Annotated in this window: 10 protein-coding genes; all 10 read left to right on the top strand. The window is 61.7% G+C overall.

All coding sequences use genetic code 11. The features are described from left to right. The first annotated feature begins 234 nt into the window (after positions 1-234). The 10 genes from ACZZZU_RS07285 to ACZZZU_RS07240 all read left to right on the top strand — a co-directional run bounded on the left by ACZZZU_RS07285 (position 235) and on the right by ACZZZU_RS07240 (position 15537). The gene (locus ACZZZU_RS07285) at positions 235-987 is read left to right on the top strand and encodes a helix-turn-helix domain-containing protein (protein WP_463550229.1); all 753 of its coding nucleotides are present in this window, start codon (positions 235-237) and stop codon (positions 985-987) included. 303 nt (positions 988-1290) lie between these two features. Beyond that, positions 1291-1935, top strand: coding sequence for a methylamine utilization protein (locus ACZZZU_RS07280; protein WP_463552119.1), 645 nt, complete (start codon positions 1291-1293; stop codon positions 1933-1935). Further along, positions 1919-4288 carry a putative bifunctional diguanylate cyclase/phosphodiesterase gene (locus ACZZZU_RS07275; RefSeq protein ID WP_463550228.1) on the top strand — a complete coding sequence of 790 codons (2370 nt, stop codon included), beginning with the start codon at positions 1919-1921 and terminating at the stop codon, positions 4286-4288. Before ACZZZU_RS07280 ends, ACZZZU_RS07275 begins: the two co-directional genes overlap by 17 nt. A 20-nt stretch (positions 4289-4308) precedes the next feature. Then, positions 4309-5175, top strand: coding sequence for a DUF3034 family protein (locus ACZZZU_RS07270; protein ID WP_463550227.1), 867 nt, complete (start codon positions 4309-4311; stop codon positions 5173-5175). A gap of 1 nt (position 5176) precedes the next feature. After that, positions 5177-5596: a group I truncated hemoglobin gene (locus ACZZZU_RS07265; protein WP_463550226.1), complete on the top strand. Its 420-nt coding sequence runs from the start codon at positions 5177-5179 to the stop codon at positions 5594-5596. Positions 5597-6044: 448 nt separating this feature from the next. Then, complete coding sequence (gene putP, locus ACZZZU_RS07260; RefSeq protein ID WP_122493811.1) at positions 6045-7532, top strand: sodium/proline symporter PutP; 1488 nt, start codon at positions 6045-6047, stop codon at positions 7530-7532. A gap of 265 nt (positions 7533-7797) precedes the next feature. Continuing rightward, complete coding sequence (locus ACZZZU_RS07255) at positions 7798-9567, top strand: N-acetylglutaminylglutamine amidotransferase (RefSeq protein WP_463550225.1); 1770 nt, start codon at positions 7798-7800, stop codon at positions 9565-9567. A gap of 57 nt (positions 9568-9624) precedes the next feature. After that, entirely contained in the window at positions 9625-11364 is a 1740-nt protein-coding gene (ngg, locus tag ACZZZU_RS07250) for an N-acetylglutaminylglutamine synthetase (protein WP_463550224.1), read from the top strand. 123 nt (positions 11365-11487) lie between these two features. After that, a complete protein-coding gene (locus ACZZZU_RS07245; protein ID WP_463550223.1) occupies positions 11488-12678 on the top strand; it encodes an osmoprotectant NAGGN system M42 family peptidase in 1191 nt (396 codons plus the stop codon). Positions 12679-12765: 87 nt separating this feature from the next. Then, positions 12766-15537: a 7TM diverse intracellular signaling domain-containing protein gene (locus ACZZZU_RS07240; RefSeq protein ID WP_463550222.1), complete on the top strand. Its 2772-nt coding sequence runs from the start codon at positions 12766-12768 to the stop codon at positions 15535-15537. Positions 15538-15540: the final 3 nt, after the last annotated feature.

The raw sequence follows: 15540 nt of genomic DNA, 5'->3' as shown, positions 1-15540 counted from the left end.
GCGGCACCTGTGATCACTACATGACTAGGTAGATGGGTCGGACGGGTAACTAATTCAATGGCGCGCGTTGATTGACAAGCGAAGCGGCTCGATTTTGCGCCTGGGCAGCGCACCCATAAGTTGCTGCAGGCCCCGGAAAAAGCCAGCTTGCGTGGCATTCACCCGTCGGTTGCGGCTGGGAAAAAATGGCCCGTTCACGTACCATGCGCGCCTCATTTCGACCCGCCTTGCGCCATGCTTGAAGCTCGCCTGCTCCGTCTCGACGACCAAACCCATGAACACGCTCACGACCACCATCAACTGGTGTTGTCGCTGGCTGGCCGTGCGGAATTCGAGGTGAACGGGCGTGGCGGTGAGGTGTGCCGGATGCGCGCGTGCCTGGTGCCGGGCGATGCCGAGCATCAGTTCGCCGGCGTCGGCGACAACCGCATGTTGATCATTGATCTGGATGAACAGGGTAGTTCCGCCGACGACCTGGAACTGCTCGCCCGTCTGTTCGACATGCCGCGTTACCCCGCGCTGGATGCCGACTTCCAAAACCTGCTCAGCTACGCCGGCGCCGAACTGGCGCGCTATGGCAGCGATACGCAGTTGGCGCGCTCCTTGAGTGGTGTGCTGCTGCGCGCCTTGCACGTGCGGCTGTTTGGCGAGCGCAACGAACGGGCGCCCGGCCCGTTGAACGTCGAGCGGCTCGACGCCTATATCGACCAACACCTGGCCCGGCGCATCAGCGTAGCGGAACTGGCCCACGTCGCGTGCTTGAGCCCCAGCCATTTCCACGCGCAGTTCAAAGACAGCCTCGGCCTCACGCCGCACCAGTACCTGCTGAAAATTCGCCTCGACCGCGCCTCGCGTTTGTTGCGTGAAAGCGCCATGCCGCTGATTCGCATCGCCGAGGAGTGCGGTTTCTCCAGCCAGAGCGCGCTCACCACCGCCATGCGCCGCTATTTGGGCCTCACGCCGAAACGTCTACGCGGCGAGCCGTAGCGCTGATTGCCAGCAATACTGGGCCTCGCCCATTTCCCGTCTATATTTCCTACATGCCGCCACGGGCTGACGCTTTTCTATGGTAGTGGCACATTGCCGCTTTTTGCAGGTGAAGTTCGCGTGTAACTCCGTTAGGCTGCTGGTTGGCGCGTTGCTGGCGACGGCGTAAAGCGCTCTAAACCGCCGTTTCGCCTCACACTTCAACGCCACACACTCAAGGTAGTAGCTATGCCCGGATCGCGTCGCTTGGCCCAGATTGTTCGCAGGTGTTCGTCATGGCTGTCGCTGGCCGCAGCGTGTGTAGTGTTCACCAGTTGCTCGGTCGGCGCGGCGCCGTTTCAAGCCAGCCTTGTGGACGCGCAGGGCAAACCGCTCGAAGGCGCGGTGATAACCCTGCAAGGTCCTACCAATGCGGCCTTGCCGGCGCAGACGGGGATCATGGACCAGGTGCAAAAACAGTTCGCCCCCTCCGTGCTAGCGGTTCACACCAGCACCAAAGTCACCTTCCCCAATAGCGACAATATTCGCCACCACGTTTATTCCTTTTCGCCGGCCAAGCGTTTTGAACTGCGCCTGTATGAGGGCACGCCATCCGAGCCGATCACCTTCGACAAACCGGGCGTGGTGGTGCTGGGCTGCAATATTCACGACTGGATGGTCGGCTACATCTATGTCACCGATGACCCCTGGTTTGCCGCCAGCGACGCCGCCGGCAAGGTGCGCCTCGACCTGCCTGCTGGCCATTACAACGTCACGCTCTGGCACCCGAAAGCGCCCGATCTATTACCGCAAAAGGGCGGCGAACTGACCCTCGGCGACGCCGACAGCACTCAGCAATACGCGATAAACGTGGGCGCGGCGGCGGATACTTCGGTGGCCGCGCCAGCACCCAAGCCGTCGGCATTTGGCAACGCATTCAAGAAGGCAGCGAGTGAAACTCAGCAATAGCTTCCAATCGCGCATTGCCGGTGTCCTGATCCTGCTGTTGTTGGTGGTGATCGGCACGCTGTACTTCGCCGTAAAAGTGGCCACCGCCGAAGCGGTTAAAAAACAGGCTGGGGAACAGCTTGAAGTGGGCGTGCGGGTGTTCGAGCGTTTGATGGACATGCGCAGCCGGCAAATTCGTGACGCGGTGCAGGTGCTGTCCTCCGACTTCGGCTTCAAAGACGCAGTGGCCAGCGGCGACAACGCCACCATCCGCTCTGTGCTGGCCAATCATGGTGGCCGCATCGATGCCACTGAAGTGCTGCTGCTCGGCCTCGACGGCACCATCACGGCCACCGCCAGCAAGCCTGGCAGCGCCGGCCCAGATCCGTTTCCCGAAGGCGCGCTGTTTCGCTACGCCACTGAATTGGCCGAGGCGCGGCGTAACGGGCAGTCGGCGCTAATCGTGTCGATCAACCACGAGCCGCATCTGCTGGTTGAAACCCAGATTCTCGCGCCCATTCCTATCGCCCGCGTGGTCATGGGCTTTCGCATGGACGAAGCGCTGGCGGCTGAGCTGCGCGCGCTGACCAACCTCGACGTGTCGTTCCTGGCTATTGAAGACGGTTCCCCCGGCCGCCTGATCAGCACACTGAGTGCGGCGCAGGAAACCGAAATGATGTCGTCGAACCTGCAGCTGGAACGCACCACCACGCTGAAGGAATTCGAGTTTTCCGGGCAGCGGTACCTGAACGAACAACTGGTGCTCGCCACCGGCAGCCATTACCAAGTGCAGGCCTTTTTGCACAGTTCGCTGGACCAGGCGCTGGTCGCCTTCAAGCCGCTGGATCAGCGCGTGCTGCTGATTGCGGTCTGTGCGCTTATTGCCTCGCTGGCCGGCGCCTTGTTATTGGCGCGCAGCATTTCACGTCCGGTTCGTGAGCTGGCGCGGGTGGCCGAGCGCGTGGGGCAGGGGGATTACCAGGGCACCCTGGATTTGCACCGCAGCGATGAGCTGGGTGTGCTGGCCAAAACCTTTCAGCAAATGCAGACCGACCTCGCCGAGCGCGAACGGCAACTCGCCTACAACGCCTTGCACGACGGCCTGACCGGCTTGCCCAATCGCACCCTGGCCATCGAGAGGCTTGGCAGTTCGATTACCGCCGAGCGCCCGGTGGCACTGCTCAATCTGGGCATCGGCAATATCCGTTCGGTCAACGAAACCTGCGGTGCCGGCGGCAGCGACCTCGCCTTGCAACAGGTCAGCCGCCGTCTGCAAGCGTTGCTGCGCCCGGGCGACAGCCTGGCGCGACTATTAGCCGATGAGTTCCTGTTGATGGTCGATGGCAGCGACCGCGACAGCGCCGTGGCCACCGCCGACCAGTTGCAGCAGTTGCTGATCAAACCCTTGCGGGTCGGCAGCCATGACGTTGCCCTCGATTGCGCCATTGGCATCGCCGTCTACCCGGACGATGGCGCCACGCCCGACGAATTGCTGCGCCGCGCCAACCTCGCGATGCGCGACGCGGCCAGTGCGCCGGGCCGCTTGCAGCTGTATCAGCACGGGCGCGAAGACGACCACGAGCGCCAGATCACCCTGATCCGCGACTTGCGCCGAGCGGCCGAAGCCGGCGAGCTGGTGCTGCATTACCAGCCCAAGCTCAACATCAAAGAGGGCCATGTGCGCCAAGCCGAAGCGCTGTTGCGGTGGCAGCATCCGCAATACGGCATGGTTTCGCCAGGCGAGTTCATTCCGCTGGCCGAGCGCACCGGCAGTATTCAGGGCCTTACCGCCTGGGTAATCGAAGACGTGCTGCGGCAACTGCGGGAATGGAACCAGCGCGGGCTGCGGGTGCTGATGTCGTTAAACATTTCCGCTGAAGACCTGCACGACATCGGCCTGGCCACCCGTGTCAGCCGTTTGCTGGCGCATTACGCGGTACCGGCCGAGCAACTGATTTTCGAAATCACCGAAAGCGCCGTCATGGCCAACCCCGACATTGCCCTGAAAGTGCTGCACAGCCTGCGCGCCTGCGGCATCAGCTTGTCGGTCGACGATTTCGGCACCGGCTATTCCTCGCTTGCCCAGCTCAAACGCATGCCCGTACAGGAATTGAAGATCGACCAATCGTTTGTGCGCGAACTGGATGACGCCAGCGAAGACTCAGTCATCGTTCGCTCCACCATCGAAATGAGCCACAGCCTGGGCCTGAAAGTGGTGGCCGAAGGCGTGGAATTCGAGCGCAGCCTGCGCCTGCTGCAAAAATGGAAGTGCGACACCGCCCAGGGCTACCTGATTAGCCGGCCGCTCACGGCCAGCGCGTTCGAGGCCTGGGTCGCACAGCCGTTACACGCCAACCTGGCGATGGCGCATTAGATCTGCACAGGGACGAGCCAATGATTAAAACCGTGAGCGCGCTGACCCTGGGGCTCAGCCTGACATTCGGCACCAGTCTGGTGCTGGCCGACAACGGCCGCCTGCTCGCCACCGGCGGTGCCAGCAGCATCGACGGCGCGGCCGGCGGCGGCATTACGCCCTGGGCCGTGCTGGCCGGCTATGGCGAGCAGGGCGAGTGGGGCGGCAATGCCTTTGTCACCCGCGTGGAAACCGGCGACTACCGGCTCGATGTAGCGGGCGGCGCGGTGTCGTACGGCAACCGCATCGAGCTCTCCTACGCCCGTCAACGCTTTGATCTCGGCACGTTGGCGCGTGATCTGAACCTGCCGGAAAACACCTTGAGCCAGGACATATTCGGCCTCAAGGTTCGCCTGTTTGGCGACTTGATCTACGACGCGTTGCCGCAAGTGTCCCTTGGCATTGAGCACAAACGGCAAAAAGACTTTCTGATTCCCAGCCTGGTGGGCGCCAGCCGTGACGAAGACACCGAAGGCTACATCGCCGCCAGTCGCCTGTTTCTCGGCGGCGCGTTTGGCTACAACCTGCTGGTTAACGGCGGCCTGCGCTACAGCCGGGCGAACGAGTTGGGCTTGCTGGGCTTTGGCGGCGACCGGCGCGATGAGCGCAGCGTGCTTAAAGAAGGATCGGTCGCGGTGCTGTTCAACCCCCGCTGGGCGCTGGGCGTGGAATACCGTGAGAAGCCCGACAACCTGTCCTTTGCCGGCGAAAGCGATTGGGCAGACGTGTTTATCGGTTACTTCCCCAACAAGCACCTTTCCGTGGTGCTGGCCTACGCCCGGTTGGGCGAGATCGCCACGCTGGACAACCAGGACGGCGCTTACTTGTCCATCCAGGGGAGCTTTTAGCATGCGCCTGCTACTCAGCCTGACGCTGGTGCTGCTCGCCGCCTGCGCCCAGCAGCCGCCCACCGATGACAGCCTGTACCGGGAGCTGGGTGAGCGCGAAGGCATTACTCGCATCGTCGAAGGCATGTTGCTCAACATTGCCAAAGACCCGCGCATCGTTGAGCACTTCGCCAACGTCGATATCGAGCGCCTGCGCGACAAGTTGGTCGAGCAATTCTGCGTGCAAGCCGGCGGCCCGTGCATTTACACCGGCGACACCATGGAAGAAAGCCACAAAGGCCAGAACCTGACCCGCAGCGACTTCAACGCCCTGGTGGAAAACCTGCAAGACGCCATGACTGCCGAGGGCGTGCCGCAGCCGGCACAGAATCGGTTGCTGGCGCGGTTGGCGGCGATGCGCGGGCAGGTGATTGAGCGGTAGGGGCCAAGGAGACGTTTTTATAGGAGCGACCTTGGTCGCGAACCCTGGAAACGCTGGTCGCCGAGGTTTGCAGGGTTCGCTAGCAAGCTAGCTCCTACAGGGCATCGCATCATCATTAGCCGAAGTTCCCGCCCCCGGAGTTTTCAACAAAAACTCCAGAGTTTTTAATAAGAACCCCGTCGCACTAAGCCTCTACATTCCGTGCTCCGCTTTTCCGCCCCTACTGTCCGAATGTTCACATTGCCCGGGGGCTTGCACTAAACCCAATAAAGCGTCGAGCGTTTCCTACGGACGGATGCCGTACTGGTTTTCATCGCCGGGCCTGGCCCGTGCGATGTTTGCGACAGGTGCCACAAGCGCCGTCGGGTTGCACAGCAATTGATAAAACCAACGCCGAAGGCGGGCTATCCCCAGCTTTCGCATAACAACAAATAAGAGAGACCTTCTTATGACTGCCAGCACTCCCATGCTGATCACCTTTGTGGTGTACATCGCCGCCATGGTCATGATCGGCCTGTTCGCCTACCTGCGTACCAAAAACCTCTCCGACTACATTCTCGGCGGCCGTAGCCTCGGCAGTTTCGTTACGGCGTTGTCTGCCGGTGCGTCCGACATGTCCGGCTGGCTGCTCATGGGCCTACCAGGCGCGGTGTACATGTCCGGCCTGTCGGAAAGCTGGATCGCCATCGGCCTGATCATCGGTGCCTACCTGAACTGGCTGTTCGTGGCGGGTCGTCTGCGCGTGCAAACCGAGCACAACGGCAACGCCCTTACCCTGCCGGACTACTTCACCAACCGCTTCGAAGACACCAGCAAAGTGCTGCGTATTTTCTCCGCCCTGGTGATTCTGCTGTTCTTCACCATCTATTGCGCCTCGGGCGTGGTAGCCGGTGCGCGTCTGTTTGAAAGCACTTTTGGCATGAGCTACGAAACCGCGCTGTGGGCCGGTGCTGTGGCCACCATCGCTTACACCTTCATCGGTGGTTTCCTGGCAGTGAGCTGGACCGACACCGTGCAGGCGTCGCTGATGATCTTCGCCCTGATCCTCACGCCCATCGTGGTCATGTTGGCTACCGGCGGTATCGACCCCACCTTCGCCGCCATTGAGCTGAAAGACTCCACCAGCTTCGACATGCTCAAAGGCGCGAGCTTTATCGGCGTGATTTCGCTGATGGGCTGGGGCCTGGGCTATTTCGGTCAGCCGCACATTCTCGCGCGCTTCATGGCCGCTGACTCGGTGAAGTCGATTGCCACGGCCCGTCGTATTTCCATGACCTGGATGGTGCTGTGCCTGGGCGGCGCGGTCGCCGTGGGCTTCTTCGGTATCGCTTACTTCTCGGCGCACCCGGAAGTCGCTGGCGCCGTCACCGAGAACCCAGAGCGCGTGTTTATCGAGCTGGCGAAAATCCTCTTCAACCCGTGGGTGGCCGGTGTGCTGTTGTCGGCCATTCTGGCGGCAGTGATGAGCACCTTGAGCTGCCAGTTGCTGGTGTGCTCCAGCGCCCTGACCGAAGACTTCTACAAATCCTTCCTGCGTAAAAACGCATCGCAAGTGGAGCTGGTCTGGGTCGGCCGCGCCATGGTGCTGCTGGTTGCCATCGTGGCCATCGCCATCGCGGCTAACCCGGAAAGCAAAGTATTGGGTCTGGTTTCCTACGCATGGGCCGGTTTCGGCGCGGCGTTCGGGCCGGTCGTTCTGATTTCCCTGACCTGGAAAAACATGACCCGCAACGGCGCGCTCGCCGGCATGTTGGTCGGTGCGCTGACCGTGATCCTATGGAAAAACTTCCTCAACGATCTGGGGCTGTACGAAATCATTCCGGGCTTTATTTTCGCGTCCATCGCCATTCTGGTGTTCAGCAAGATTGGCCAAGGCCCGACGCCGACTATGTTGGCGCGCTTCGATAAGGCCGAGCAGGAATATCAGGACGCCTGATTACGTTTTTAGTGCTTTTGCCGGCTCCTAGTGAGCCGGTTTTTTTGCCTGAATTTCAGTAAATCGTCATTCCCGCGCAGGCGGGAATCCAGGCTCGCCGCTAGGACGCCGATATTCGTAACGCCACAAATGCCGTTTTGAATCCCCGCGCCCATCAGCAACTTAGAACACATTTATCTAAAACTCTCAGGCCCTAAGCCGGTCTGCTTCAGTAGCGCAGTGAAAGCGCGCCCCCTTCATCCCCAACGGAAACCCGGTAAGGACTATGTGCGGAATATCTGGAGAGTTACGTTTCAACAATCGCCCCGCCGACCTCGCAGCGGTCGAGCGCATTACCCATCACCTCGCCCCGCGAGGCCCCGATGCCCACGGCTTTCATAGCCAGGGTTCGATCGCGTTGGGCCACCGGCGGCTAAAAATCATGGACCTGGAGGAAGCCTCCGGTCAGCCGATGATCGACAGCCAACTGGGCTTGTCGATGGTCTTCAACGGCGCCATTTACAACTACCCGGAGCTGCGCACCGAGCTGCAAGCGCTGGGCTATCAGTTTTTCTCCGACGGCGACACCGAGGTGTTGCTCAAGGGCTACCACGCGTGGGGCGCGGATCTGCTGCCCAAGCTCAACGGCATGTTTGCATTCGCCATCTGGGAGCGCGACAAGCGCGAGCTGTTCATCGCCCGCGACCGCCTGGGCATCAAGCCGCTGTACCTGTCGCACACCGCCGAGCGCCTGCGTTTTGCCTCCACCTTGCCGGCCTTGCTGCAAGGAGGCGATATCGACAAAACCCTCGACCCGGTCGCCCTCAACCACTACCTGAACTTCCACGCCGTGGTGCCGGCGCCGCGCACGCTGCTGGCCAACGTCAGCAAGCTGCCGCCCGCTACTTGGCTGCGTATCGACGCCAACGGTAAAACCACCCAGCAAACCTGGTGGACCCTGAACTACGGCGCCGCTGCAGACGAACAGGGCTACGGCCTGACGGAATGGCGCGACCTGACGCTGGACAGCCTGCGCGAAGCCGTGGCCATTCGCCAACGCGCGGCCGTGGATGTGGGCGTGCTGCTTTCGGGTGGCGTCGATTCCAGCTTGCTGGTGGGCCTGCTGCGGGAAGTGGGCGTGGAAAATCTGTCGACCTTCTCGATTGGTTTTCAGGATGCCGGCGGTGAGCGCGGTGACGAATTTCAGTATTCCGACCTGATCGCCCAGCACTACGGCACGCGCCATCACCAACTGCGCATCGACGAGCGCGAGATCATCGAACAGCTGCCGTCCGCCTTCCGCGCCATGAGCGAGCCGATGGTCAGCCACGACTGCATCGCCTTTTATCTGCTGTCGCGCGAAGTGGCCAAGCACTGCAAGGTGGTGCAGAGCGGGCAGGGCGCCGATGAGCTGTTTGCCGGTTATCACTGGTATCCGCTGGTGGACGGCGCGGCCGACCCGTATGCCGCTTATCGCGCGGCCTTTCTGGACCGCACCTACGACGAATACCGCGACACCGTGCAACCCGCCTGGCTGACCGGCGACTGCGCCGGCGATTACGTGCGCGAGCACTTCCAGCGCCCCGGCGCGCAGGCTGCCGTGGACAAAGCGCTGCGCCTGGACAGCACGGTGATGCTGGTCGACGACCCGGTCAAACGCGTGGACAACATGACCATGGCGTGGGGTCTGGAGGCGCGTACGCCTTTTCTGGATTACCGCCTGGTCGAGCTTTCGGCCCGCATTCCGGGGCGTTTCAAGTTGCCCGATGGCGGCAAGCAGGTGCTCAAGGAGGCCGCACGCCTGGTCATTCCATCGGCCGTCATTGACCGACCGAAAGGCTATTTCCCCGTGCCGGGGCTCAAGCATCTGGAAGGCAATACGCTGGGCTGGGTGCGCGACCTGCTGCTAGACCCCAGCCAGGATCGCGGCCTGTTCAACCCCACCATGCTGGATCAATTACTCACCGACCCCCAAGGCCAACTCACCCCGTTGCGCGGCTCCAAGCTGTGGCAGTTGGCGGCCTTGAACCTGTGGTTAAGCGAGCAGGGCCTGTAACGGGCCCGTGTTTTCGATGGTTTTCAGACGGTCTGTTTTGCAAGGGAATTTTTGTTGATGAAAGGCTATGCCTACAGCCAGCGCCTGTTGCGCGGCCAACCGCCGTCCTATGAGCGCTTGCAGGCGCGTTTTGCCGAAGATGGTGTCCAGAACCCCCATCCGCCGCAGGCACTGCATTGCGGCTGGGGAAGGATTCTGATCGGGCACACCTACCCGACCCCTGAACTGCTGGCCAGCGATCTGCTGAACGAAAAACCCGGCGAACGTGACATCGCGTTGTACGTGTCGGCGCCGCATCAAGTGTTGGCGCAGGCGCCGCAGGGCTTGTTCCTTGATCCCTCGGACACCTTGCGCCTGTGGTTCACCGACTACCGCCAGGCGCGCCGTGGTTTTCGCGGGTTCAACGTGCGTCGCGCGCAAAGCGTGGAAGACTGGCAAGCGCTGAACAATCTCTACCAGGAACGCGGCATGTTGCCGGTCGACCCGGAGCGCCTGACCCCGCGCGAAGAGGGCGGGCCGGAATACTGGCTGGCCGAAGACGCCGACAGCGGCATGATTATCGGCGGCATGATGGGCCTCAACCATCGCAAAGCCTTCAATGACCCGGACAACGGTTGCAGCCTGTGGTGCCTGGCCGTGTCGCCGCGCTGCACGCGACCGGGCGTGGGCGAAGTGCTGGTGCGGCACCTGATCGAGCACTTTATGAGCCGAGGCCTGAGTTACCTCGACTTGTCGGTGCTGCACGACAACCATCAAGCCAAGCGCTTGTACGCCAAGCTGGGTTTCCGCGACCTGGCCACGTTCACGCTCAAGCGCAAGAACGGCATCAACGAAACCCTGTTCCTCGGTCCCGGTCCTGAAGCGGAGCTAAACCCTTACGCCAAGATCATCGTCGACGAAGCCCGTCGTCGCGGCATCGAGGTGCAGGTGGATGACGCCGAAGCCGGCCTGTTTACCCTCAGCCAGGGCGGGCGGCGCATTCGTTGCCGCGAGTCGCTGAGCGATTTGACCAGCGCCGTGAGCATGACGCTGTGCCAAGACAAAGTGCTCACCCACCGCGCCTTGCGCCGTGTGGGCCTGGAGTTGCCGGCCCAGCAGTTGGCCGGCGAGCCTGAAGAGAACGCCGACTTTCTCGCCGAACATGGCCGCGTGGTGGTCAAGCCCGTGGATGGCGAGCAGGGCAAGGGTGTGGCCATCGACTTGCGCAGCGACGAAGAAGTCGAGGCCGCCATCAAACGCGCCAAGGCGTTCGATAACCGCGTGCTGCTGGAAAGTTTCCACGAAGGCGCCGACCTGCGCATTCTGGTGATCGGCTTTGAAGTGGTGGCCGCTGCTATCCGCCGTCCGGCTGAGGTGATTGGTGATGGACGCCACAGCATCGGCGCGCTGATCGAAGCGCAAAGCCGCCGTCGGCAAGCGGCCACGGGCGGTGAAAGCCGTATTCCACTGGATGAAGAAACCCACCGCACCCTGCGCGCCGCCGGTTTCGACTACGACAGTGTGTTGCCCGCCGGCCAACGCTTGGCGGTACGCCGTACAGCTAACCTGCACACGGGCGGCACTCTGGAAGACGTCACCGAGATTCTTCATCCGGTGCTCGCCGATGCCGCCGTACGCGCGGCGCGGGCGCTGGATATTCCCGTGGTCGGCCTCGACCTGCTGGTGCCGGCAGCCGACCAGCCCGAGTACGTGTTTATCGAAGCGAACGAGCGCGCCGGCCTGGCCAACCACCAACCGCAGCCGACGGCAGAACGGTTTATCGACCTGCTGTTTCCGCTTAGCCAGACCGCTGGCTGATCCTCCGTCGTCCCCGCGCACGCGGGGATTCAGCAAATGGGTTGGCGCGGCTTTCGCGTCACACCCTGCCATTCTGGATTCCCGCCTGCGCGGGAATGACGTCATTCATAGAAGGAGACCTGAATGAAAAAAGTCCCCGAACCCGACCTCGACTACCTGCGCCGCGTGCTGCTGGAAATGCTCGCCATTCCCAGCCCCACCGGTTTCACCGACACCATCGTGCGCTACGTGGCCGAACGCCTGGAAGAACTCGGCATTCCGTTCGAGCTGACCCGTCGAGGCACCATTCGCGCCACCATCAAGGGCAAGCAGAACAGCCCCGACCGCGCGGTATCGACTCACCTGGACACCATCGGCGCCATTGTTCGGCAAGTGCAAGACAACGGTCGTCTGGGCCTGGCACCAGTGGGCTGCTGGTCGAGCCGGTTCGCCGAAGGCAGCCGCGTCAGCGTATTTACTGAAACCGGCGTGTTCCGTGGCAGCGTGCTGCCGCTGATGGCGTCGGGGCATGCGTTCAACACCGCCATCGACCAGATGCCGATCAGTTGGGACCACGTTGAACTGCGCCTGGATGCTTACAGCAGCACCCGCGCGGACTGCGAGTCGCTGGGCATTAATGTGGGTGACTTCGTGGCATTCGATCCGCTGCCGGAGTTCACCGAGAGCGGCCACATCAGCGCCCGCCATCTGGATGACAAAGCCGGCACCGCCGCCTTGCTCACCGCGCTCAAAGGGTTGGTCGAAAGCGGCATCGAGCCGGCCATTGACTGCCACCCGCTGTTCACCATCACCGAGGAAGTGGGCTCGGGGGCGGCCGGGGCGTTGCATTGGGATGTGAGCGAGTTCGTCGGCATCGACATTGCGCCGGTAGCGCCGGGGCAACAATCCAGCGAGCACACCGTCAGCGTGGCCATGCAGGATTCCGGCGGGCCGTACGACTATCACTTGTCGCGCCACCTGCTGCGCCTGGCGGAAAAAAACGAAGTGCCGGTGCGCCGCGACCTGTTTCGCTACTACCACAGCGATGCGCAATCGGCCGTTGCGGCGGGCCACGACACCCGCACGGCTCTGCTAGCCTTTGGCTGTGACGCGACCCACGGCTACGAACGTACCCATATCGACAGCCTGGCGGGCCTCAGTCGTTTGCTCAGCGCCTACATCTTGAGCCCGCCGGTATTTGCCAGCGATGCCAAGCCTGGCGGCCAGTCGCTGGAGAATTTCAGCCACCAGATCGAGCACGACGCGCAGATGGAAAGCGACACCCGGGTGCCAACGGTAGAGAGCGTGTTGAACTCGCGTGAAAACGACACTTGAAGGGCGGCCGGCATAGAGGCAAAGTGCCAGACAAACAAGAGTGGAGCGAACTGACAGCTCTGCCGGATATTTATCAGAGGTTTACGGATGCCTCGTGTTTGTTTGGTCTTGCTGCTGTGCCTGTTCGCTGGAAGCTCCTGGGCCAGCGTACGTACGCTTGCCCCGCTTAATCAGGACGACCTGCGCCTGTCGCTGTCGCCTTATGTGGGCTATATCGAAGATCCCAAAGGCATTCTCAGCCTTGAGCAGGTGCTGGCCATTCCCGACGAGGAATTCACCGGCGCCCGCAGCGACCACGTTAATGTCGGCAAAAACGCCTCGGTGTGGTGGTTCAAGGTTCGCTTGCTGAATAGCCGCCCGCACGATCTGGCGGGCTATCTGGAAATCAACTATCCGCTGCTCGACCATATTCAACTCTTCCTCAAAACCGCTGACGGCAAGGTGGCGATCCAGGAAAGCGGTGATCGTTTTGCCTTCTCCCAGCGCCCGGTGCAGGTGCGCAATTTCTGGTTCCCCATGGCTCTGCCGCAGGGCGAGAGCACGGTAATTCTGCGTATTGAAAGCACCAGCACGTTGTTCGTGCCGATGTTTTTCAGCACCTACAGCGCCAGCGCCGCCGCTCAGGAAAACCTCATGGGCGTGAACGGCGCCTTCTACGGCGTGCTGTTCGCGATGTTCTGCTACAACCTGTTCCTGTTCTTTTCCCTGCGCGAACGGGCGTACTTCTGGTACCTGGTTTACAACCTCAACATCGGCCTGTTCGCCGCCAGTTTCGACGGCATGTTGTTCAAGCTGATGCCCAACCTGATCGAGCTGCAATCGGTGAGCATCTATGTGCTGATGTTCCTGCACAGCTTCAGCGCCACTCAGTTCAGCCGCCATTTTCTGCACACCGCCCAGTTCTCGCCGCGCCTGGACCGTGGCCTGCAATACCTGATGGCGCTGATTTTGTGTTGCATGGCCTCGGTGGCGGTGATCGGCCTGCAAGCCTGGAACATTCTGGCCAGCCTCACGGTGCTGTCGGTGTCGTTTATTTTGTTGGTCAGCGGCGTGTACATCTGGCGCCAAGGCCTGCGCTACGGCTCGTACTACATTCTGGCGTGGGGCATTTTGCTGACCTCGTTTATCGTCGCCACCAGCGGCTCGCTGGGCATCGAAATCTTCGGCATTTATGGCGGCACGATGGTCAAGGTGGGCGTCACCATCGAGTTGATCACGCTTTCCATCGGCCTGGCCGACCGCATCAACCTGCTCAAAGAAGAAGGCTTCCGTTCGCGCCAGGCGGCGGCCAAGTCGGAAATTGAAAACCAGGCCAAGAGCCGTTTCCTGGCCAAGATGAGCCACGAAATTCGCACGCCGCTCAACGGCGTTTTGGGCATGTTGCAACTGCTCAAGGGCACCTCGCTGGACCGCAGCCAACGCTTTTACGTCGACACCATCGCCAGCTCCGGCAGCTCGCTGATGGCGGTGATCAACGACATCCTCGACTACGCCCGGATCGAGTCCGGCAAGCTGAGCCTGGAGAACATCGAGTTCGACCTCGAAGTGCTGATCTCGGACACCCTGACCCTGTTCACCGCCCAGGCGCTGGAGAAAAACCTGCGCCTGTACGTGAGCTTGGAAACCGGCGTGCCGCAGCGCATCAAAGGCGACCCCACTCGCCTGAAACAGGTGCTGATGAACCTACTGAGCAATTCGCTGAAGTTCACCGCCCAAGGGCATGTGGCCGTCAGCGTGTGCCGGCGCAATAACAGCCTGGGCGATCCGCACCTGATCTTCGCCGTGAGCGACAGCGGCATCGGTATTTCCGGCGATGCACAAACGCAATTGTTCGAATCGTTCTCCCAAGGCGACTCCAGCACCACGCGCCGTTACGGCGGCAGCGGCCTGGGCCTGGCCATCAGCAAAGAGCTGGTGGAAATGATGGGCGGCACGATTGAAGTGCAAAGCACGCCGGGGCAGGGCACGCGCCTGGCATTCGATATCGCCCTGCAAGAAGGTGAGCGCAACGACGACCGACTGCGCCAACTGTTGAAAGGCAAAACCGCGCTGATCACTTCCCTGGACGGCCTTGGCCTTGATGCCCTGAGTCGCTTGCTGGAGCGCTGGGGCATGCGCACCGAACGCTGCCAGAACCCGGAAAAGCTGCAGGCTTATCTGGATGACTTTGCCGTCACGCCGTTGCTCATTCTGATGGCGCCGTGGCCCGGCAGCGTTGTGCATTGGCTCGACGCCCTGCGCCCGCGCCTGGAAAAGGGCCAACGCATTCTGCTGCTGTGCCCGCCCGAACAATGCCAGCTGTTGCCGCCGAGCAACGGCCTCCGCTTGCTCAACCTCGCCCAACCGTTAGCCATTACGCCGCTGCGCGAAGCACTGCTGGAGTTTTACCAGGAACGGCGCAGCGAACATCGCCCGCCGCGTGACGAGCAAACGGGCAATAGCGCCTGCATTCTGGTGGTGGAAGACAACCCGGTGAATCAACTGGTGGTGCAGGGCCTGCTGAAAAAGCGCGGCTACGTGGTGCGCGTGGTCGCCAATGGGGTTGAAGCCGTCAAAGACTACAGCCGCGACCCCAGCGCCGTTGATTTGGTCTTGATGGACTGTGAAATGCCGGAAATGGACGGCTTCGAGGCCACGCGGCAAATCCGTCGGCTGGAGAAGCAACAAAACCTGCGCGCCGTGCCCATCGTTGCGCTCACCGCGCATATCCTCGACGAGCACCGCGAGCATGGCGCTCAGGTAGGCATGGACGACTTCCTGAGCAAACCGTTGGACTGTCAGGTGCTGTACGACACCCTTGATCGTTTCCTGGTCGCCAGAGAGCAAACCCCAGCCAGCGAAGAAATTTCGCCGTCTTAATGG

The organism is Pseudomonas sp. AC136, assembly GCF_979258585.1.
This window is presented reverse-complemented; position numbering and strand designations above follow the sequence as displayed.

Bases quoted from the DNA above. Each gene is read 5' to 3' on its own strand.
- ACZZZU_RS07285 (WP_463550229.1), top strand. From the start codon at position 235: ATGCTTGAAGCTCGCCTGCTCCGTCTCGACGACCAAACCCATGAACAC.
- ACZZZU_RS07270 (WP_463550227.1), top strand. From the start codon at position 4,309: ATGATTAAAACCGTGAGCGCGCTGACCCTGGGGCTCAGCCTGACATTC.
- ACZZZU_RS07265 (WP_463550226.1), top strand. From the start codon at position 5,177: ATGCGCCTGCTACTCAGCCTGACGCTGGTGCTGCTCGCCGCCTGCGCC.
- putP (WP_122493811.1), top strand. From the start codon at position 6,045: ATGACTGCCAGCACTCCCATGCTGATCACCTTTGTGGTGTACATCGCC.
- ACZZZU_RS07255 (WP_463550225.1), top strand. From the start codon at position 7,798: ATGTGCGGAATATCTGGAGAGTTACGTTTCAACAATCGCCCCGCCGAC.
- ngg (WP_463550224.1), top strand. From the start codon at position 9,625: ATGAAAGGCTATGCCTACAGCCAGCGCCTGTTGCGCGGCCAACCGCCG.
- ACZZZU_RS07245 (WP_463550223.1), top strand. From the start codon at position 11,488: ATGAAAAAAGTCCCCGAACCCGACCTCGACTACCTGCGCCGCGTGCTG.
- ACZZZU_RS07240 (WP_463550222.1), top strand. From the start codon at position 12,766: ATGCCTCGTGTTTGTTTGGTCTTGCTGCTGTGCCTGTTCGCTGGAAGC.